This window comes from Streptomyces sp. PSU-S4-23 (assembly GCF_055632315.1).
Genome location: NZ_JBVMUU010000002.1, coordinates 5138452 through 5157769 on the forward strand (window position 1 = coordinate 5138452; position 19318 = coordinate 5157769).

The 19318-nt window shown below is 70.4% G+C and carries 17 protein-coding genes and 1 pseudogene; 7 read left to right on the forward strand and 11 right to left on the reverse strand.

The annotated features are described in order from the left end of the window. Positions 1-100: 100 nt before the first annotated feature. Positions 101-1294, forward strand: coding sequence for an elongation factor Tu (gene tuf / locus ACZ79I_RS23605; RefSeq protein ID WP_471499468.1), 1194 nt, complete (start codon positions 101-103; stop codon positions 1292-1294). A gap of 82 nt (positions 1295-1376) precedes the next feature. Here tuf and ACZ79I_RS23610 read toward each other — a convergent pair whose 3' ends face one another. Then, on the reverse strand, positions 1377-2129 hold the full coding sequence (locus ACZ79I_RS23610; protein ID WP_471505171.1) for a hypothetical protein: 753 nt from the start codon (positions 2127-2129) through the stop codon (positions 1377-1379). A 120-nt stretch (positions 2130-2249) separates the two neighbouring features. Here ACZ79I_RS23610 and ACZ79I_RS23615 point away from each other — a divergent pair, with 120 nt between their 5' ends. Continuing rightward, the gene (locus ACZ79I_RS23615; RefSeq protein ID WP_471499469.1) at positions 2250-2603 is read left to right on the forward strand and encodes a hypothetical protein; all 354 of its coding nucleotides are present in this window, start codon (positions 2250-2252) and stop codon (positions 2601-2603) included. Positions 2604-2642: 39 nt separating this feature from the next. Here ACZ79I_RS23615 and ACZ79I_RS23620 read toward each other — a convergent pair whose 3' ends face one another. Then, positions 2643-3473 (reverse strand): GbsR/MarR family transcriptional regulator, encoded by an 831-nt coding sequence (locus ACZ79I_RS23620; protein WP_471499470.1) that lies wholly within the window; start codon positions 3471-3473, stop codon positions 2643-2645. 233 nt (positions 3474-3706) lie between these two features. On the opposite strand from ACZ79I_RS23620, the gene ACZ79I_RS23625 reads away from it, so the two are divergent. Both ACZ79I_RS23625 and ACZ79I_RS23630 read left to right on the forward strand, forming a co-directional pair. Then, the gene (locus ACZ79I_RS23625) at positions 3707-4696 is read left to right on the forward strand and encodes an ATP-binding cassette domain-containing protein (protein ID WP_471499471.1); all 990 of its coding nucleotides are present in this window, start codon (positions 3707-3709) and stop codon (positions 4694-4696) included. Next, positions 4693-5478 carry an ABC transporter permease gene (locus ACZ79I_RS23630; protein WP_471499472.1) on the forward strand — a complete coding sequence of 262 codons (786 nt, stop codon included), beginning with the start codon at positions 4693-4695 and terminating at the stop codon, positions 5476-5478. Before ACZ79I_RS23625 ends, ACZ79I_RS23630 begins: the two co-directional genes overlap by 4 nt. Before the next feature lie 50 nt (positions 5479-5528). Here ACZ79I_RS23630 and ACZ79I_RS23635 read toward each other — a convergent pair whose 3' ends face one another. The 5 genes and pseudogenes from ACZ79I_RS23635 to ACZ79I_RS23655 form a co-directional block, all read right to left on the reverse strand. Continuing rightward, entirely contained in the window at positions 5529-8345 is a 2817-nt protein-coding gene (locus ACZ79I_RS23635; RefSeq protein ID WP_471499473.1) for an RNA repair domain-containing protein, read from the reverse strand. A 3-nt stretch (positions 8346-8348) separates the two neighbouring features. Then, positions 8349-10010 (reverse strand): RNA ligase family protein, encoded by a 1662-nt coding sequence (locus ACZ79I_RS23640; RefSeq protein ID WP_471499474.1) that lies wholly within the window; start codon positions 10008-10010, stop codon positions 8349-8351. Between the two features lie 176 nt (positions 10011-10186). After that, a pseudogene (locus tag ACZ79I_RS23645) lies at positions 10187-10585 on the reverse strand (PIN domain-containing protein); the annotation flags it as partial. Between the two features lie 2 nt (positions 10586-10587). Beyond that, positions 10588-10836: a type II toxin-antitoxin system VapB family antitoxin gene (locus tag ACZ79I_RS23650; RefSeq protein WP_471499475.1), complete on the reverse strand. Its 249-nt coding sequence runs from the start codon at positions 10834-10836 to the stop codon at positions 10588-10590. Between the two features lie 451 nt (positions 10837-11287). Continuing rightward, complete coding sequence (locus ACZ79I_RS23655) at positions 11288-11773, reverse strand: ATP-binding protein (RefSeq protein ID WP_471499476.1); 486 nt, start codon at positions 11771-11773, stop codon at positions 11288-11290. A gap of 152 nt (positions 11774-11925) precedes the next feature. Between ACZ79I_RS23655 and ACZ79I_RS23660 the strand changes: the two genes are divergently transcribed. Further along, positions 11926-12801 carry a helix-turn-helix domain-containing protein gene (locus ACZ79I_RS23660; protein WP_471499477.1) on the forward strand — a complete coding sequence of 292 codons (876 nt, stop codon included), beginning with the start codon at positions 11926-11928 and terminating at the stop codon, positions 12799-12801. Then, positions 12798-13007 (forward strand): DUF397 domain-containing protein, encoded by a 210-nt coding sequence (locus ACZ79I_RS23665; RefSeq protein ID WP_471499478.1) that lies wholly within the window; start codon positions 12798-12800, stop codon positions 13005-13007. Before ACZ79I_RS23660 ends, ACZ79I_RS23665 begins: the two co-directional genes overlap by 4 nt. A gap of 29 nt (positions 13008-13036) precedes the next feature. On the opposite strand, the gene ACZ79I_RS23670 is transcribed toward ACZ79I_RS23665, so the two are convergent. From ACZ79I_RS23670 to ACZ79I_RS23685, 4 genes are all read right to left on the reverse strand, one after another. Then, positions 13037-13447 (reverse strand): PIN domain-containing protein, encoded by a 411-nt coding sequence (locus ACZ79I_RS23670; RefSeq protein ID WP_471499479.1) that lies wholly within the window; start codon positions 13445-13447, stop codon positions 13037-13039. After that, the gene (locus ACZ79I_RS23675) at positions 13444-13662 is read right to left on the reverse strand and encodes a type II toxin-antitoxin system VapB family antitoxin (RefSeq protein ID WP_471499480.1); all 219 of its coding nucleotides are present in this window, start codon (positions 13660-13662) and stop codon (positions 13444-13446) included. Before ACZ79I_RS23675 ends, ACZ79I_RS23670 begins: the two co-directional genes overlap by 4 nt. Positions 13663-13942: 280 nt before the next feature. Continuing rightward, positions 13943-14875 carry a diacylglycerol/lipid kinase family protein gene (locus ACZ79I_RS23680; protein WP_471499481.1) on the reverse strand — a complete coding sequence of 311 codons (933 nt, stop codon included), beginning with the start codon at positions 14873-14875 and terminating at the stop codon, positions 13943-13945. Between the two features lie 362 nt (positions 14876-15237). Then, positions 15238-15894 (reverse strand): TetR/AcrR family transcriptional regulator, encoded by a 657-nt coding sequence (locus tag ACZ79I_RS23685; RefSeq protein ID WP_471499482.1) that lies wholly within the window; start codon positions 15892-15894, stop codon positions 15238-15240. A gap of 133 nt (positions 15895-16027) precedes the next feature. Here ACZ79I_RS23685 and ACZ79I_RS23690 point away from each other — a divergent pair, with 133 nt between their 5' ends. Continuing rightward, the gene (locus tag ACZ79I_RS23690) at positions 16028-19243 is read left to right on the forward strand and encodes a bifunctional cytochrome P450/NADPH--P450 reductase (RefSeq protein ID WP_471499483.1); all 3216 of its coding nucleotides are present in this window, start codon (positions 16028-16030) and stop codon (positions 19241-19243) included. Positions 19244-19318 lie beyond the last annotated feature (75 nt).

Genomic DNA, 19318 nt, shown 5'->3' on the forward strand with positions numbered 1-19318 from the left:
GTCTCGGGCCCCGGAGAGAACCCCGGCGGGCGGCACCCCAGCAAAGATCACCTGGCGCCGATGAGTAAGGCGTACAGAACCACTCCACAGGAGGACCCCAGTGGCGAAGGCGAAGTTCGAGCGGACTAAGCCGCACGTCAACATCGGCACCATCGGTCACATCGACCACGGTAAGACGACCCTCACGGCCGCCATTACCAAGGTGCTGCACGACGCGTACCCGGACCTGAACGAGGCCACCCCGTTCGACAACATCGACAAGGCGCCCGAGGAGCGCCAGCGCGGTATCACCATCTCCATCGCGCACGTCGAGTACCAGACCGAGTCGCGTCACTACGCCCACGTCGACTGCCCGGGTCACGCGGACTACATCAAGAACATGATCACCGGTGCCGCCCAGATGGACGGCGCGATCCTGGTGGTCGCCGCCACCGACGGCCCGATGCCGCAGACCAAGGAGCACGTGCTCCTGGCCCGCCAGGTCGGCGTTCCCTACATCGTTGTCGCCCTGAACAAGGCCGACATGGTGGACGACGAGGAGATCCTGGAGCTCGTCGAGCTCGAGGTCCGTGAGCTCCTCACCGAGTACGAGTTCCCGGGCGACGACGTTCCGGTCGTCAAGGTCTCCGCTCTGAAGGCGCTCGAGGGCGAGAAGGAGTGGGTGGACTCCGTCCTCAACCTGATGGCGGCCGTCGACGAGTCGATCCCGCAGCCCGAGCGTGACGTCGACAAGCCGTTCCTGATGCCGATCGAGGACGTCTTCACGATCACCGGTCGCGGTACGGTCGTCACCGGCCGTATCGAGCGCGGTGTCCTCAAGGTCAACGAGACCGTCGAGATCATCGGCATCAAGCCGGAGAAGACCTCCACCACGGTCACCGGCATCGAGATGTTCCGCAAGCTGCTCGACGAGGGCCAGGCCGGTGAGAACGTCGGTCTGCTGCTTCGCGGCATCAAGCGCGAGGACGTCGAGCGCGGCCAGGTCATCATCAAGCCGGGCTCGGTCACCCCGCACACCGAGTTCGAGGCGCAGGCGTACATCCTGTCCAAGGACGAGGGTGGCCGCCACACGCCGTTCTTCAACAACTACCGTCCGCAGTTCTACTTCCGTACGACGGACGTGACCGGCGTGGTGACCCTCCCCGAGGGCACCGAGATGGTCATGCCGGGTGACAACACCGAGATGAAGGTGGAGCTCATCCAGCCCGTCGCCATGGAAGAGGGCCTGAAGTTCGCCATCCGTGAGGGTGGCCGCACCGTGGGCGCCGGCCAGGTCACCAAGATCGTCAAGTAAGTTCCTCTTGCTTGAGGGTCGGTGTCCGGCCTGAAGAGGCCCGTACGACGTGAGTCGTACGGGCCTCTTCGCGTTCCACCGGCTACTCGCCCTCGAAGATCTCCTCGGCCGTTCGGGCGGTGACGGCGCGCCGGTGCCAGTGACGCAGGGTCTCCGGGTCACCGCAGTCGGTGATGCGCTCGCGGACCGCTTCGGGGACGTCGAGGCCACGCACGTCCAGGACGTCCAGGACGTCCTCGGCGGCGCGTCGTGCCAGGCCTTCCTTCAGGCCTTCCTCCAGGCCTTTCTCCCGGCCTTCCGCCCGGAGCTCTTGGGAAAGGGGCGACTTGTAGAAAGAGAGGTCCACGGCCACCAGTTTCCTCCAAAGTTCTGCGGCTGGGTGGTTCCCCAGGCCCTGTGCAATGAGTTCGATGATCGGGTCGGCGAGGGCCGGGGGTGTGTCCCGCAGCACGGTTGTCACTGCTTTGAGTATGGCCCCGATGTCCGGATGCGTGACGTGGGTGATCGCGGACAGCGTGGCGAGCACGAGATCCTTGCGGACTGCGGCGGGGTCGGTGAGCACCGGCATGTTGTGCGGTCCGGCGACCAGAGGGCGCAGGGTGAGCAGAGGCCACTGGCGAGGGCCGAAGCGGACCGGGCGCGCCGCCCATTCGGCGGTCGCGCGGTCCTGGCAGACGACCAGCAGTATCGGCTGCAGCCGGTACTTCGTGAGCAGGTACGAGGCGTAGTACGCCCAACTCGCGGGCTTGTCCGGATCCTTCTTGCCCTGGGCCTCGACGGCGAGGAGCAGTGGCTCGTCAAAACTTGGCGTTGGTCGCCCATACGGGTGGTTCAGGTCCTGCCTCGCCGTCCGGGTCACGGCCTGGACCGGCTTGGTCGTCTGCGTAGCGGACACGCCCGCACCTGAGTAGCGGTGCTCATGTGTCCGCTTCCGGCCCGCGGTTGGGTGGGGGCCATGCCGGACACCACACAGAGCGGCACCGCGCGCCGTGCGTGGGTCGCGCCGTTGATCGCGACCGTGCTCACGCTTCCCGCGAGCTCCTTCGCCTTCGTCTTCGCCGGACTGGCCCCCATGGCCTGCGACTCCTGCAACGGAGCGGAGGCCGACCGGTTCACCGCGGGCTTCGACACCGCCTACGCCGTCCTCCGGGTCGGTCTCGGCGTCGCCTTCGTGCTGCTGCTGGTCGGCTGGTGCCTGCCGTGGAGTGAACGGAACGCCGCCCCGCGCTGGATCCTCGCCCTCCTCGCGCCCTGCACGGTCCTGCTCTCGGTGCTGCTGTTCGCGTCGATGGTCCCCTGGCCGAGCTGAACTCCGGGGCATGCCGGGCCTTCGCGGCCCGCAGGCCCGTCATGCTCCCGGTGCGGAAGGTGCCGGGCCGGGCGTCCGGAGGTGGGCGGCCGTCTGTCCGCGGACCGACCGTGGCTCGGCGGCGCGGTCCGGGGGCGTGAAGGTGCCGTCCGGATTGGTCTCGGGTTTCGTGTGGAGGATCTCGCGGGCCTGCTCCGCGGCACGGGCGGTGCTCTCGGCGACGAAGTCGAGGAAGCGGGCGATGTTCTCGAAGCGGACGCCGGCGGGGGTGTGGGGGCCGAGGATGCCGGCGCCCTGCCGTGCGGTCTCGACGATCTGGGCCATGGACCGGGCGCTGGCCATCATCGACTGGTACATGATGTCGTCGTCGACGACATAGCGCTCGCGGCGGCGTTCGTCGCGCTCCCGGCGGACCATGCCCTGGCTCTCCAGGAACGCGATCGCCTTGGAGACGGACGCCGGGCTGACATCGAGGCGCTGCACGAGTTCGGACGCGGTGAGGCTGCCGGTGTCGGTGAGGCTGAGGGCGGCCATGACCCGGGCCATCATCTTGGGCATGCCCGACTGCATCATGGCGGTGGTGAACGTCTCCTCGTACGCGCGGACCGCCTCGGCGTCGCGCCCGTGGGCCTGCGCGGGCGCCTTCGTGCCCCGGGGCGCGGCCTGTCGGCGGCGGTGGGCGCGGTGCTCGGTGGCGCGGTGGGCGAGGTCGGCGCGGTAGGCGGTGGGGCCGCCGTTGCGCATGACCTCGCGTGTGACGGTCGAGGTCGGGCGCTCCAGGCGCCGGGCGATCTCCGCGTAGGCGAGGCCGTCGGCCAGGCCCAGCGCGATCTGCTGGCGTTCCTGCTGGGTGAGCCTGCCTCCCGGCATCGCGGTCTCCTCGGTGCTCCCTGACGGCCTGTGGCCCGCCCAGCTTAGCGTTCACTTCGGTTCATTGCAACGGGCATCTGTGCGGCATTGCATTATCCGGCAGGATCATTGCAACAAAATTGATGCTTCTATCTGCGGTTATGGCAATAGTGCGCAACAGAACCGTTGCTACATGACTGAATGCAACGTAGCGTTTTCAATATTGAAAACGGCGAGCCTTGGGAGCACCTCTCATGACCAGTTGGGCCATCGTGGCGAACGGGCTGCGCAAGTCCTACGGCGACAGGACCGTCCTCGACGGCATCGATGTGGCCGTCGCGGAAGGGACGGTCTTCTCCTTGCTCGGCCCGAACGGCGCCGGCAAGACCACCGCCGTCAAGATCCTCTCCACCCTCATCTCCCCCGACCCCGGCTCCGGCCAGATCCTCGTCGGCGGTCACGACCTCGCCACCCGTCCGCAGTCGGCCCGCGCCGCAATCGGCGTCACCGGCCAGTTCTCCGCCGTCGACGGCCTGATCACCGGCGAGGAGAACATGCTCCTGATGGCGGACCTGCACCACCTCTCCAAGCGCGAGGGCAGGCGGACCACCGCCGAACTGCTTGAGCGTTTCGACCTCACCGAGGCCGCGAAGAAGCCCGCCTCCACCTACTCCGGCGGCATGAGGCGCCGCCTCGACATCGCCATGACCCTGGTCGGCAACCCGCGGATCATCTTCCTCGACGAGCCGACCACCGGCCTCGACCCGCGCTCCCGCCACACCATGTGGCGCATCATCCGCGAACTCGTCACCGACGGCGTCACCGTCTTCCTCACCACCCAGTACCTGGAAGAGGCCGACGAACTCGCCGACCGCATCGCCGTGCTCAACGACGGCAGGATCGCCGCCGAGGGCACCGCCGAGGAGCTGAAGCGGATCGTCCCCGGCGGACACGTCCGCCTCCGCTTCACCGACCCGTCCGCGTATCAGGGCGCCGCCTCCGCGCTGCGCGACGTGACCCGGGACGACGAGGCGCTCGCGCTGCAGATCCCCAGCGACGGCAGCCAGCGCGCACTGCGCGCAGTCCTCGACCGGCTCGACGCGGCCGGCGTCGAGGCCGACGAGCTGACCGTGCACACCCCCGACCTCGACGACGTCTTCTTCGCCCTGACCGGCGGCGCCGACGTCCCCGACCGGCCCGACCGGCCCGGCCGGCCGAACCAGCGGAAAGAGGCTGTCCGATGAACTCCCTGAGTCTCGCCGTACGCGACTCGGCCACCATGCTGCGCCGCAACCTCCTGCACGCCCGGCGCTACCCGTCCCTCACCCTGAACCTGCTGCTCACCCCGATCATGCTGTTGCTGCTCTTCGTCTACATCTTCGGCGGCACCATGAGCGCGGGCATCGGCGGCGGCGACCGCTCCGCCTACATCGCCTACATCGTTCCGGGCCTCCTGCTGATGACCATCGGCTCCACGACGATCGGCACCGCGGTGTCCGTCTCGACCGACATGACCGAGGGCATCATCGCCCGTTTCCGTACGATGCCGATCCACCGTGGTTCGGTGCTCTTCGGACACGTCGTCGGCAGCGTGCTGCAGGCGATCACCAGCGTGGTCCTCGTCGGCGCCGTCGGCGTGGCCATCGGCTTCCGCACCACCGGCGCCACCGCCCTGGAATGGCTCGCGGCCTTCGGACTGCTCACGCTGGTCGCCCTGGCGTTCACGTGGATCGCGGTCGGGATGGGCATGGGCAGCCCCAACGCCGAAGCCGCCAGCAACAACGCGATGCCGCTGATCCTCCTGCCCCTCATCTCCAGCGCCTTCGTCCCGGTCGACGCGATGCCGGGCTGGTTCCAGCCGATCGCCCGGTACCAGCCGTTCACCCCCGCCATCGAGACCCTGCGCGGCCTGCTCCTCGGGACCGGGATCGGCGACAACTGGTGGATCACCATCGTCTGGTGCCTCGGCCTCGCCGTCCTCGGCCACGGCTGGTCGAAGGCGCAGTTCAACCGCGACCCCGAGTGACCGCCACGACGACGCGGCCACCTCCCGCCACGCGTCCCGCGCCAGGGCGATCAGCGCAGGGTGGGAACCTCGCCTCCTTCGGCCCTCGTGAGCGTGACCCCGGCCAGGCCGCGCAGCCGGCGCTCCGCGACCGCCGCGAGGTGATCGGCGGTCGGCGGGGTGGGGCCCAGGCCGATGGCGTAGCGGGCGGGGGCCGTGGAGAAGGGGCGGGGCCAGGCGTGGCAGGCCGGGGCCGCCTCCGAGAGATCGGCGACGAGGGCCCGCATCCTGCCCCGGGCCCGGCCCTCCTCCGCGCCCGGGCCCACCGTCACGACCGCCCAGGCCGCGTGGCGGCGGTGGAGCGGGGGAGGTGCGAGCAGCTCGGCCCACGGGTACGGTTCCGTGGCCGCGTCCAGCAATTCCCATGCACGGAACAGCTCTTGGGTGACGAGGTCGCGCATCCCCACCGTGACCTGGTCCGTGCAGGGGCGCACCGGGGCGGACGGTGTCGTGATGGTGAGGGGAAGGGGCAAAGGCGGCCCGCCCACGGAGCCCACGGGGTCGCGCCAGTCCCAGGCCGCCCAGGTGGCGAAGAAGTGCCGCAGCAGATCGGCCGGCGGCAGGTCGCCGGCCTCACCCGCGGTGCGGGCCGCCAGGACGCACCAGGCCAGGTCCGGCAGGCCCCCGAACGGCGCCGAGTCCAGGCCCCGCGCCTTCGCCCATGCCTTGACCTGCCTGGCCAGCCGGGCGAAGGCCGACCCGTGTCCCCCGGCCGAGGCGAGCACCGCGTCGGCGTCGGTCACGGCGCTGAGCGCGATCGCCGCCGCCTCGCCCAGCTCGGCCCGGCGGTCCACCGCCTCGGCGGGATCCATCGAGCCGGCGGCGACGACGACCAGGTCCACGTCCAGCCCGTCGAGCCGCAGCCGCAGGCCGGGTACGCGTGCCCCGACCACCTCGCGCACGTCCGCGGCCTCGTCCAGTGCGGTCCTCAATCGCGCCTGCACGGCGGCCGGTTCGACCGTGCCGGGCAGTACCGCGACCAGATCCAGGTCCGCACCGGGCAGGGCGCAGCCCATGCGCCGGGAGCCGACGACGTGCACGACGCCGTCGCCGAGCGCGTCCTCGACGCGGCGCGTGACCCGTTCGGCCACGGCGGTGTCGGCGGCCATGGCGGCGTCGAGTACGGAGCGGGCCGCGTCCGGTGCGGCCTCCTCCGCCCAGTGGACCTCTCCCGTCCCCAGCGTCACCGTTCCCCGCACCCGCATCGGCTCGTCCCCGCGCCGCGACAGCAGCGCCAGCTCGCCGACCCTGACCGGCATCGGGGTGAGCCGTGCCGCGCAGACGGCGGCCAGTGCGTTCGGGTCGGTGGTGCGGCCCAGACTGAGGTGAGGTGTGAAGCCTGTGCGGCGGCCCCGGCAGGTGGGGAAGCGGCGCACGAGTGCGCGGTGCAGCTCGGCCCACGGCTCCTCGGCACCGGCGGCCGGGTCGAGCCACACGGTGGCGTCGTCCCGGTGGCCGAACCAGTGCACGCCCTCCAGCCGGGCGTCGAAGGGAGCCGTGGTGGTCGTCGTGAGCACCGATGCCGCCTGCTCGAAGGCGTGTTCCGGTACGAATCCGAAGAGCAGGTTCACATGCGGGGGCCAGCGGTGGATCTGCGGGTCGTGCTCCCGGCGGATGTCCTGCAGCGGCGGCCACAGCTCCCGGGGAGGGATCCACGCCAGCGCCGTGCGGGGCGTCGGCCGTGCGTCGGGACGGTGCAGGACGTCCGCCTCCGGCGCGTCCGATGTGATCTCCACCCGCACGCCGTAGTGATCGGAGATGTGCAGCCCCTCCGCCGTGGGCGTGTCGCCGTACAGCTCGGCCCGACGTACCCGCAGTCCCTCCCCGCGCAGCAGCACCCGGTCCAGCCGGGATGCCCGGCCGGTCAGGGAGGAGACCGCGGCCAGCCGGTTGTTGCCCGGGTCGAAGGTCGGGGTCGTGTCGTCGGCGCCGTGCGCCTCGCTCCACGCGTCCCGCATCCCCAGTGCCGTCTGGGGTGTGTCATCGCCGTCGTTGAAGTCGCCCATCACGATCAGGTCGGCATCCAGGCCCGCCAGCCCCTCGGCGATCCGGGTCAGTTCGGCATCGCGCCGGCCCGCACCGTCCTCGGTGTGGTCGCTGCTCAGATGCGTCGTCGCGACGACGAGGGGACGCATGCCCGCCTCGACGACGAGGGCGGTCACCGCCTTGTGCGGGCCCAGCTCGTGGAACGCGGCCTCGCGGACCGGCAACCGGCTCAGCAGCAGCAGTCCGCACCGCTCCACGTCCGGCCCCTCCGGGTCCGTCCCCAGGGTCCAGCTCTCCCGCACCCACGGCTCGTGCAGCAGCACGGCGACGAGGTCCGCCTCGACCTCCTGCAACGCGATCACGTCCACGTCGGCGTCGCGCAGGGCCCGCAGCAGCGCGGGTCTGCGCCGGGCGCTGTCGATGCGGTCGGCGTCGTAGCGGTCCCAGAGGGTGTTCCAGGTCAGCACGCGCACCCCGCCGGGGCCCGCCGCCGGACCGGCCGCGGACCCGCTCGGCGAGCGCGCGGGCACCCAGGCCGCGCCGTCCCACGCGTACGGTGCGCGGGCCGTGAAGAACGGCGGCCGCAGCAGCAGGGCGTCCCGCACCCGCCCCGCCTCCGTCGCGTCGATCCGGTCCACACCCGTGGTCCTGTCCCACACCACCTCGCCGTCGGCCTCGAAGAACAGCACCCGGTGCCAGGGGATCTCGCCCCCGGGCACGAACGCGGGCAGCGGAACGCGTTCGGGCGCGGCCCCGCGCTGGAGGATGCCCAGCACGAAGCGGGCCGGGTCGAAGCGCGCGTCCCAGCGCACCCGGTGGTAGATCTCCTCGCTGGTACGCACCGGTCAGACCTCTTCCTCGACGGTTCCGCCCGCCCCGATGTACCAGGTGCGATGAGCGTCGCCGGGGTACGGCGGGCGGAAGCGGCGCAGCTGCGCGGTGAGCACCTCGGGCGGCACCGGGTGTTCGCGGCGGGCGTTGCGCCGTATCAATTCTTCCTCGTCGACCAGGACCACGGCCTGAGTGATCAGGGTGTCGTGGCGGTGGGCGACCGCGTGCACGAGCGAGCGCTGCTGCCGGGTGAGGGACGTGGCGTCCCACACCACGCTCCCGCCCAGGGCCAGCGCCCCGCCCAGCCGGTCGAGCCCCTCGCGCAGCACCTCCTCGTTGGCCCGCTGGTCGGCGCGCGCACCGCGTGCCGCACGCAGCTCGTCCAGGGAGATGTACGCGTCCACGCCCGGGAGGGCCCGCGCGAAGGTGCTCTTGCCGCTGCCGGCCGGACCCACCGTCTGGACCAGTTTCGGGAAGGCGCCCGACCGCCAGCGCCAGGTCGCGGCGACGGCCTCCTCGGCACCGGCGATCCGCCCCTCGGCGTACGCCCTGCGCGCCTCGGCCCGGCAGCGGGCGGCGGCGTCGGCCGGCAGCCCGGCGAACGCCTCCCGCACCGCACCCTCGTCCATGGCCGTGATGTCGTCGGCGTGCAGCGCCGACCACTCCACCTGCTCGCGTGCCTCGTCCGTCTCCGCGGTGGCCCGGGCGACCGCGTGCAGCAGACCGAGGTCGGCGGCGTGGGACATCCGCGCCAGGCCGGGCCGCCGCTCCTCGTCCGGATACGGCCGGTGCAGCGCCGGGTGCAGCCCCACGAGATCGGCGACCCGGCGCGCGAGCGGCATGCCCACCGCCCCGGCGAGCCGCGCCGCGAGCCGCGCCCGCGTGCCGCGGTGCAGCAGCGCGGCCAGTACGCCGGCGAGCCGCTCGTCCCCCGCCCGCTCCGCCGGATCGAACCGGGCGGCGGCCCGCGGGTCCCCCTCGCCGGGCAGCCCCACGGCCTCCTCCAGCGCCGCCGCCTCGACGGCCGCCCCGGAACGCACCGCCCACAGGGCGGCTCCCGGCCCGAGCCCGTTCTCGACGACGGCCGCGTGCATCCAGTGCGTGTCCGTGCGCACATGCCCGGCCCGCACCCACTTGGCCACGCGCTGCCCGAACTCCTCCGCGCCGAACCCGTCCACGACCCGCACCACATACCCCTCCTGCCGCCCGGGATCCAGCCGCAGCGCACGCAGCACCCGCTCGTCGAACGGGCCCCGCCACAGCACCCGCGGTACGGGAATCCCGAGCCCGCGCAGGAAGGCCACCGTGGGGTCCCAGGCCAGGCAGCGGCCGTCCCCGTCCCACACCGAGAACCCGTAGAACCAGCTCTCCAGGGCGTCATACGCGATCGAGTGGCGGGCGTACATGTTCTCCCCGCACACCCGCCAGCCCTCTGGAATGGCGTGGCCGATGCGTGCCTGGAGCGCCTTGACCCAGGTCCGGGAGGGGTGGTGGGCGGAGTCGAGCGACCGGGCGTGCAGGCCGTCCGCGTACAGCGTGGTGTTCTCGCCGTCGAGCTTCTCGGTGACGACGACCTCGCGGCCCCGCAGCCCGGACAGGTCGGTGACCCGGAGGTCATCGGCGGTCGCGCCGGGGGACCAGGGCAGATGCCGGGTCCGCGGATAGTGCGTACGCATGGTGAACGTTCCCCCGTGACAGCCGACGTACCTGATCAGCGTAGGAGCGGGGGCGGTGACGGGCGAGCGGATTATGTGCGGTGCGGGTGTCGGGGGCCACGAGGCGACTCCGCGGCGCAGGAGTGTTCGCAGCCGCGTCCTGCGGCTTGCCGGTCGGCCTCGCGGTCAGTCGCGAAGACGTTGCGCTCCACCATGTCCGTGAGAACGCGGCCGGCGGCTCGGAAGTCGTGGTCGTCGTGCAGGACGACGAGCCCGTGATGAGCGGCCGTGGCACAGACCAGCCAGTCGACCGTGGACAGGCTCTGATGCTGTCCCCGCTGGGCGAGCCGGTACTGGGCCGCCTCGATCCAGCGCCAGGCCCCCTTGGGGACCGGAACGTCCGGGTACAGATCGGCGAACATATCGGTCATGTGGTCGTACTCGTCGAGGTTCCGTGCCGACTGGAGGAACTCGGTCCGCTGCGCGGCACACGACCCGATGGCTCCTTCGTCGATCTCGTGGGCCCAGAGATCGTTGAGTTTGCGGTCGCGCTGGAGCCGCCACACAGCAGTCGAGTCGGCGAGATAGCGGATCACGGTCAGGCGACGCCCTTCTCTGCCCGGTCCCCGTCAGCGGATCCCTTCTCCGCCTCGTGGCGGCGCCAGAATCCGTCCTCGTCCCAATGCTGGGCGCGCTCCAGATGGCGCAGCCGTGCCTCTGTGCGCCGCCGACGTTCGGCGTACTCACGCAACGCCAGGTTGACCATCTCCTTCTTGGTCTTCGCACCGGACAGCCTCATCGCGTCGGCAAGAGCCTCGTCGTCGATGTCGATCTGAGTGGCGGACATGGGGCACCTCCATAAGATCTGCTCCATACAAAGGTACCCAATGCTTCATACATCGCGCAGCCGTGCGCCGAGACCCGCCGCCATTGCGGCCCAGCGTGACCGTGACAGGGTCGTGCGGACTACGGGTTCGGTCACCCGGGGGGTGCCCCTGTCTGTTTCGTCAATGCTGCCGGGGGTTGTTCGTAGGGGTTTTTCCGGTTTCCGGCACGTCGCGCGAAGCGTGACGTGCTCGGCGGATCGGGTGCCGTATGGCGTGGGTCACCGTCACCCTCGCCGACGGCACGCGGCGTGAGCCGTGGCGCCTGGTCACCAGGCCGCCTACTTCTCGATCAAGGCGACCATGTAGGGGACTTGAGGGCCGCGAAATCCAGCCGAGCCGTGGATGTTCACCCGCCCGAGTGAGCATGGGCCTCGGGCGGGAGGGGTGGGGCTTGGTGGGGTTTCTTTCTCCTCATGTTCCTTGGGAAAAGGAGCCGTCGGGACCGGGGCCCGTGGGGGCGGGTTCCGGTGGTGCGCAGCGCAGTTCCGCCCATACCGTCTTGCGCGGGAAGCGGTCCTCCCGCACGCCCCAGCGGTCCGCCAGCGCGTCCACGAGGAGCAGGCCGCGGCCGGACTCGGCGCCGGGAGCGGGCTGTTGGAGCCGGGGGAGGCGTTCACACCGGGTGTCGGTGACCTCGATACGGAGCGTGCCGTCGACCACGTAGAGCGTGAGGCGGAAGTCCCGGCCCGGGACGCGGCCGTGGGTGACGGCGTTGGCCGCCAGTTCGGCCACGAGGTGGCGCGCGGCGTCCGACGGGATTCCCCAGTTGAGCAGCCGGGCGTCCGCGAGCAGGCGGGCGAGGCGGGCACCGCGGGGTGTGGACGACAGCAGCACGCTGAAGTGGGGGAAGTGGCACGCCGGTTCGGCGGCCCTGGGCTCGGCGGTTTCCTGATTCACGTCACTCAGCGTGGCTGTTCCTGCCTACCGTGAGGAGTGATCGAGTGGATGCGTACGGTGACTGTCCGGTGTTTGTCCGGTGCTGTCCGGGCTGTCGGAGCGGTTGGTACGGGCAGGACGCGGCGGTACGGCGCGGGACGACGGAGGGGTGCATGCCGGTGGACGGTGAGGCGGTACGGGTCAGGGACGAGGCGGACGAGCCGGGGTGGGAGGTGGACCCGGACGACGAGTGGGGCGTCGCCGTCATCACCACGGTGGGGCGGCAGTTGAAACTGCGGCGGGAGGCGGTGGGGATGCGTGCCGCCGAGTTCGGGGCGGCGGTGGGGTACGGGGAGGACCTGGTCTACAAGGTCGAGGGCGGCAAGCGGATTCCGCGGCAGGAGTATCTGGACAGGGCCGACGAGGTGTTGGGAGCGGGTGGGCTCATCGCGGCCACTTGGGAGGACGTGAAGAGGGTCCGGTATCCGAAGAGCGTGCGGGCACTGGCGGAGCTTGAGGCTAGGGCAGTTGAGATCGGGGTATACGTCGGGCTCAGCATTCACGGTCTGTTGCAGACCCCGGAGCATGCGCGAGCCTTGTTCGAGGCGTGGCAGCCGCCGTACTCGGAAGAGGAGGTGGAGCGCTTGGTCGCCGCTCGCATGGCCCGGAAGTCGATCTTCGAGCGGTCGCCTGCTCCGGCTCTCAGCTTCGTCCTGGAAGAGGCGACGCTGCGCAGGCGGGTCGGAGGCACAATGGTGTGGCGTCAGCAGCTCACACATCTGCTGGAAGCAGGGCGGCTGCGCAATGTCACGCTTCAAGTGATGCCGACGAGCGCAGGGGCCCATCCTGGGCTGGACGGCAGGATCGAGGTGCTGAAGTTCGCCGACGGCACGGCGGCGGGTCGTTCCGACGGCGCGTTCAACGGCCGGCCGACTTCGGATCCGAAGCAGTTGCGGATCCTTGAACTGCGGTATGGGACCATCCGTGCGCAGGCTCTCACGCCGCGTGAGTCGCTGGCCTTCATCGAGCAAGCGCTGGGAGAAACATGATCCGCAAGGCTTCTGCCGGGGATGCTTCCGAACTGGTCTGGTTTAAGAGCAGTTACAGCGACGGCCCCGACGGCAACTCCTGCGTCGAGATCGCCATAGCCCCCCGCACCATCCACATCCGCGACTCCAAGAACGCCGAAGGCCCCCGGCTGGCGCTCACGCCCGGTGCCTGGGCGCACTTCGTGGCGTACGCGTCGCGGAGCTGACCTCTTGGCCGCTCCTGTCGCGCCCCGGTTCAGCCGGTCTTCGGCTGCGCTCGGATCATGGACAGGTGGGGCCGGACCTTCGCGATGGCGGCGAAGTCGTCGTCCACGTGGACCAGGGTCAGGCGGTGGTGTTCGGCGGTGAGCGCGATCAGGATGTCGAGGGGCGAGGGCCCGCGGTGATGGCCGATCCTCACCAGGTCCCTCTGCACGTCGATGATCTTGGGCCATGGGTCGTCGAGCACCGGAACCCAGCCGAAGGTCTGGCCGAGCATGGTGAAGAACGGCTCGTAGTCGCGGTCGGCGCGTAGGCCGGGCATCAGCTCTGCCTCCACCGGCGGGCAGACGGCGACGAGACCTCGCGCCACACGGTCGGGCCAGGGCGCGCCGATCTGGCCTCGCAGCAGTCGCCAGACGGCGGAGGTGTCGGCGAGATAGGTCACAGCCCGGAGCGCTCCCGTTCTTCGAAGACGTCGAAGTCGAGGAACGCGTCGGCGTTCTCCTGAAGCCAGCGCAGGGCCCGGGCCCGGTCGTCCGCGCTGATCGCCGACGCTATGGCCAGCGCGCGGTTGATGGTCTCCCGCTTGGTCTTGGTGCCGAGCTGCTGCTGGGCGAAGGCCAGCTTGTCGTCATCGATGTCGACCAGCGTCCTGGACATTAGACCCTCCCGGAACCCGGTTGATATATCGTCCCTGCCAGTATATCAACCGATGTGGCGTGTGCGGGAGGCCGCCTGGCGCACCGAGGGAGGCGGGTGGTTCCTGCGGGGAATGGGGCTTTCTGTGCGGGGTGCTCGCTTTCTCGCTGAGAAGGTAAGTGCTTGCTGTGGACGCGTCAATAGATAGATGCTTGATTTGCATTCACGTATGTGAATAGTTGCGTGTCCTTGTGCGCCACGGGCGTACGCCGCGCCACGCCGCCAGCCCTGAGTTCGATGTTCAGCGGTCACGCGGCGCTCTCGGGCGCCCGGGTACCGGCTCCCGTGGGACTCCTGGCCGGTCTCTCGGCAGCAGCACTTGCAGTCCACCTGGCCGGGTCTCGCACGTGATGGGAAGAGGCAGTGTCAGGGATTCGCCGTCGATCCCTGCGCGCAGTTGCCGCCCCCGGCCGTGCAACGTGATGCCGGCCGCCGTCCAGACGATGGCCGCATCACCTGGCGTGCCCGGACCGGGCTGCCGCCGCAGGAGCTCACCGCGAAGGTGCCGGAGGAGATCCGGCGGCGTGTCGGCCGGGCGCTTGAGCACGATGCCGCCGAGCAGTCCTGATGTGAGCGTGAAGCGACGCCCCAGGTAGCGCGGGGTGGCGAGGTGGTACGGATTGTTGGAGACCAGCACGACTTGCGGGCGCCGGACGGTCCCCCGCGGGGTGTCCACGTCGGCCTCGACGCATTGCCTTCCCGCGAGGTAATCCGGTGCGACCGAAGCGAGGGCACGCGCCTTGTCCTCGCGGTACCCAGGTTCCAGCAGGGCGTCGGCGTAGGGGCCGAATGAGACGTTGTTGACGAAGACGTGCGGGCCCACCAAGCCGAGATCCACACGTGTGGGCACGCCATCGATCAGGGCGCTGAGTGAGGACACCGGGTTGCGGATGTCGAGGCCGAGATCCCGGGCGAAGTGGTTGCGTGTGCCTGCCGGCAGCACCAGCAACGGCCGATCGGTGGCGGCGGCCACTGCGGCCACGGCCGATACCGTTCCATCTCCGCCCGCGACCCCCAGTACCTCAGCCCCTTCCCGGACCGCGAGCCCGGCGAGTGACGCCGCGTCGTGCTCGGCACTGGTCGACCAGACACGTGCGCCCATACGCTCAGCCCGGTCGACCAGGTCGAAACGGGCGGTCTTGCCTCCGCCCGAGCGTGGATTCGTCACAACCACTGCCCGGGGACGCGCCTAGGCTCCAGCCACCACCGCACCCCCTTTTTTTGCCGCCGGGGCCGACCGACGGCCGGCCGATGGGAACCCATGCGACCAGGCTGGCAGACACGGGTTCACTCCGCTGGCCGGGAACGGCTGCGGTGCACGTCGGCCGCTTTCCCGGGCGGGAAGCCTGCTGGAGGCGCTGGCCGGCGAGGCGTCCGCAGCGCTGTGGTCATCGATGTCCTCTGCCGTGATTGGTGCTGGGTCCGGCTCCGACGACGGGGTCTGAGGGCGGTCGCTGCCGCTCCATCGGGCCGCGCGGCACTGCGGGGCCGCACAAGGGGGAGACTGCCCGGAGTCGCGCGGCTGTCTCTCGTCTGTCATCCCTTCGCGCGGGTTCGCGCTGGGTGGTTCTCCACGCCGGCGATCGCGGCGTCCAGCGCACAGCTGAACATCGTGTCGACCGCGTCGTCCGACGGTGCGGGTGCCTCCTGCCCGCCGGGGCCGGCCGCTGCCGGCGGGAGGGTGCTCCACCGCTGCAGCGCTCCGGTCAGCTCGCTGACCAGCAGGCCCGTGAACACGGCGCCCAGAGTGGCGGCGACGCGCGGGATTTCCGGGGCGGGCAGTTCGGAGGCGGAGAGCGTGTCGGTGAGTCCACGCCAGAACGGGTCGTCCGGCTGGATGAAGTCGGCGCGCCCGAAGGAGTACCCCATGAGCCTGGGGTGGCGGTGCGCCAAGGCGCGGAAATCGAGGGCCAGTTGGCGTAGCCGGTCCTGCCAGGGGGCGTCCTCCCGCTCCGGCGTGCGGAACTGCGAGCCGACGCGCTCGGTCACGCCGCGCAGCACGGCGTCCTTGTTCGGCACGTGGTGATACAGCGACATCGGGTTCGCGTCCAGCGCCGCCGCGAGTTTGCGCATGGTCAGCGCCTCGACTCCGTCGGCGTCGATGAGTTCCAGGGCCTTGGTGAAGATGCCGTCCTTGGTGAGAGGTACGTCCCTCTTTCTCGTCCCCCGGGGAGCCTTCTTTGGAGTTTCCATACGACGTATGGTACCACTGGAGGTAGTTCCATACGCCGTATGGAAAACGGCGACGCCGCCGCCCGTCAGAGGCTTCCCCGGCATCCACGGTGCCCTTGCCCCATCCGACACCCTCCGCACGAAGGAGCAAGCCATGGCCACGCAACCCGACCTGCGCCCCATACGGTCCCCGCGGGGGATCCCCCTCCTCGGCCACACACCACGGATCCCCGACACCAACCCCGTCGCGTACTTCGCCGAGCTGTCCAAGCAGTACCCCGAGGGCGTCTACGGCATGGACATCGCCGGCCTGGAGCAGGTCTTCGTCTACGACCCGGACCTGGTGGCCGAGGTCTGCGACGAGACCCGGTTCTACAAGCAGATCGACAAGACGCCCCTGATCCACGTCCGCGACTTCGCGGGGACGGGCCTGTTCACGGCCCACCAGCACGAGGAGGAGTGGGCCATGGCGCACCGCATCCTCCTGCCGGCCTTCAGCCAGCGCGCCATGAGGAACTACTTCGGGCAGATGCTGGAGATCGCCGAGAACCTGGTGGGCAAGTGGGAGCGCAGGGAGGGGCAGCCGGTCAACATCACCGACGACTACACCCGGCTGACGCTGGACACGATCGCTCTGTCGGGCTTCGGCCACCGGTTCCGGTCCTTCGGCAAACAGGAGCTTCACCCCTTCCTCAACGCGCTGCTGGGCGCGCTGGTGGAGTCGCTGCGGCGGTCGCAGGAGCTGCCGATGATGACCAAGCTCCGTAAGACGGACGACAAGAAGTACCGCGAGAACATCCGGCTGATGCGGGACTTGGTCGAGAGCGTGATCAAGGAGCGCCGCGAGGGGGATGCCGGCGGTGAGGAGGACCTGCTGGGTCTGATGCTGGAGGCCACCGACCCGGAGACCGGCAAGCTGCTGCACGACGACAACGTCCGCGACCAGGTGCTGACGTTCCTGATCGCCGGTCACGAGACCACCAGTGGTCTGCTGTCGTTCGCCACGTACTCGCTGATGCGCAATCCGCACGTGCTGGCCCAGGCGTATGCGGAGGTGGACCGGCTGCTGCCCGGCGACACCGTCCCGGACTACGACACGATCATGCAACTGGACGTCATCCCGCGGATCCTGGAGGAGACCCTGCGCCTGTGGGCTCCCATCCCGCTGTTCGGCAAGGCGCCGCTGGAGGACACCGTCATCGGCGGCCGCTACGAGCTGAAGAAGGGAACGCGGGTCAACGTCCTCGAAGGCCCGCTGCACACCCACCCCAAGGCGTGGGAGCGGCCGGAGGAGTTCGACATCGACCGGTGGCTGCCGGAGAACCGCGTGCACCAGCACCCGCACGCCTACAAGCCGTTCGGCAACGGCGTGCGTGCCTGCATCGGCCGGCAATTCGCGCTCACCGAGGCCCGCCTGGCCCTGGCGCTGGTGTTGCAGAAGTTCAAGTTCGCCGACCCGAACGACTACAGGATGGACGTCCGGGAAGCCCTGACCCGCAAGCCCGGCGACTTCGAACTCGTCGTACGGACCCGCCAGGAGCACGAGCGGACCGTGTTCGGTGCCACCGACGTCCGGAGCGACGACGAGCGGCAGCAGGCCGCGGTCAGCGGCGTCGGCGTGAACCTCACCGTCGCATACGGCTCCAACCTGGGCTCCTGCGAGGACCTGGCGCGCGCGATCGCCGACCGTGGTGAGCGCTCAGGGTTCGGCACCACGCTGACGAGCCTGGACGAGCTGGGCGACAACCTGCCCACCGAGGGCCTGCTGGTCGTCGTCGCCGCCAGCTACAACGGCAAGGCGCCCGACAACGCCCAGCGATTCGACGACCTGATCGCCGCCGGGCTGCCCGAGGGCTCGCTGTCCGACGTGCGGTTCGCGCTGCTGGGCGCCGGCAACACCCAGTGGGTGGCGACCTACCAGGCGTTCCCCAAGCGGATCGAATCCGCCCTGCTGGCCGCCGGTGCCACCCCCGTCGTCGAGCGCGGCATCGCCGATGCCGCCGGCGACTTCGACGGCATGGCCGGCCGCTGGATGGACGCCCTGTGGGCCACCCTGGCCGAGGAGTACGCCGCCGACACCTCCGACACGGGCGCACCGCGCTACGAGGTGCAGCTGCTGACCGAGGCGGACGTGCGCCCGGCGATCGTCTCCGAGCAGGCATACCCGCTGACCGTGGTGGCCAACGAGGAACTCGTGGCCGACGCGACCGGGCTGTGGGACTTCCGAATCGAGCCGCCGCGCCCGTCCGCGAAGTCCATCACCATCGAGTTGCCGGAGGGTGTCACCTACGACAGCGGCAACCACCTGGCTGTCTTCGCCAAGAACGAGCCCGCGCTGGTCGACCGTGCCCTCGCACGGCTCGGCGTCGACCGCGATCAGGTCCTCCGGCTGGAGCAGCCCGCAGGCGGCCGGACGCATCTGCCGGTGGGCACGCCCGTCACCGCGGGACTGCTGCTCACCGAATTCCTGGAACTGCAGGACGTCGCCACCCGCTCTCAGATCCGGACGCTCGCCGAGCACGCCCCGTGCCCGTGGACCAGGCCGCAGCTGGAGGCGTACACGGCCGACACCGAGGAAGCCGACGAGCGGTACCAGACCGAGATCCTCGGCAAGCGGGTGTCGGTGCTCGGCCTCCTGGAGCGCTTCCCAGCCGTCGAACTGCCACTTGCGGTCTTCCTGGAGACGACGGGCCCGATCCGCCCCCGCTTCTACTCCATCTCCTCCTCCCCGCTGGTCAACCCGCGCCAGGTGCGCCTGACCGTCGGCCTTCTCGAAGGACCCGCTCTGTCCGGCGAGGGCCAGTACCGCGGCACCTGCTCCTCCTACATGGCACGCCTTCAGCCCGGAGACGTCGTCTACGGCTATGTGCGCGTGCCCTCCCCGACGTTCGCCCCGCCGGCCGACCCGACGACGCCGCTGATCCTCATCGGCCCAGGTACTGGCATCGCACCGCTGCGCGGCTTCTTGGAGGAGCGCGCCCGGCAGTACGAGAACGGCACGAAGGTGGGCCTGTCCCAGGTCTTCGTCGGCTGCCGCCACCCGGAGCACGACTACTTCTACCGGGACGAGATGGAGATGTGGGAGCTGTCCGGCATCGCCCGGGTCCACACCGCCTTCTCCGCGGTGACCGGTCACCCGGCCCGGTTCGTGCAGGACGCCATCGTTCACGCCGCTGACACGGTGTGGCAGGCCATCCAGGACGGCGCGTACCTCTACGTCTGCGGCGACGGCCGCCGCATGGCACCCGCCGTCCGCGAGGCCCTCACCGCGATCCACCGCGAGCGGACCGGCAGCGACGACGAGGCCGCCCGGCAGTGGCTCGCCCAGCTCGAGACCGACCAGCGCTACCAGCAGGACGTCTTCGCCTGATTCCCAGACGCCGGGAGGCGTGCCGCCGTCCGGCACCCGCCCGCCTCCCGGCCCCTCGCAACCCCGCCAGACACC

What these genes read in the sequence shown, in the direction of transcription:
- ACZ79I_RS23615 (WP_471499469.1), top strand. Translation starts at nt 2,250, where the DNA reads ATGCCGGACACCACACAGAGCGGCACCGCGCGCCGTGCGTGGGTCGCG.
- ACZ79I_RS23620 (WP_471499470.1), bottom strand. Translation starts at nt 3,473, where the DNA reads ATGCCGGGAGGCAGGCTCACCCAGCAGGAACGCCAGCAGATCGCGCTG.
- ACZ79I_RS23625 (WP_471499471.1), top strand. Translation starts at nt 3,707, where the DNA reads ATGACCAGTTGGGCCATCGTGGCGAACGGGCTGCGCAAGTCCTACGGC.
- ACZ79I_RS23630 (WP_471499472.1), top strand. Translation starts at nt 4,693, where the DNA reads ATGAACTCCCTGAGTCTCGCCGTACGCGACTCGGCCACCATGCTGCGC.
- ACZ79I_RS23640 (WP_471499474.1), bottom strand. Translation starts at nt 10,010, where the DNA reads ATGCGTACGCACTATCCGCGGACCCGGCATCTGCCCTGGTCCCCCGGC.
- ACZ79I_RS23650 (WP_471499475.1), bottom strand. Translation starts at nt 10,836, where the DNA reads ATGTCCGCCACTCAGATCGACATCGACGACGAGGCTCTTGCCGACGCG.
- ACZ79I_RS23660 (WP_471499477.1), top strand. Translation starts at nt 11,926, where the DNA reads ATGCCGGTGGACGGTGAGGCGGTACGGGTCAGGGACGAGGCGGACGAG.
- ACZ79I_RS23665 (WP_471499478.1), top strand. Translation starts at nt 12,798, where the DNA reads ATGATCCGCAAGGCTTCTGCCGGGGATGCTTCCGAACTGGTCTGGTTT.
- ACZ79I_RS23675 (WP_471499480.1), bottom strand. Translation starts at nt 13,662, where the DNA reads ATGTCCAGGACGCTGGTCGACATCGATGACGACAAGCTGGCCTTCGCC.
- ACZ79I_RS23685 (WP_471499482.1), bottom strand. Translation starts at nt 15,894, where the DNA reads ATGGAAACTCCAAAGAAGGCTCCCCGGGGGACGAGAAAGAGGGACGTA.
- ACZ79I_RS23690 (WP_471499483.1), top strand. Translation starts at nt 16,028, where the DNA reads ATGGCCACGCAACCCGACCTGCGCCCCATACGGTCCCCGCGGGGGATC.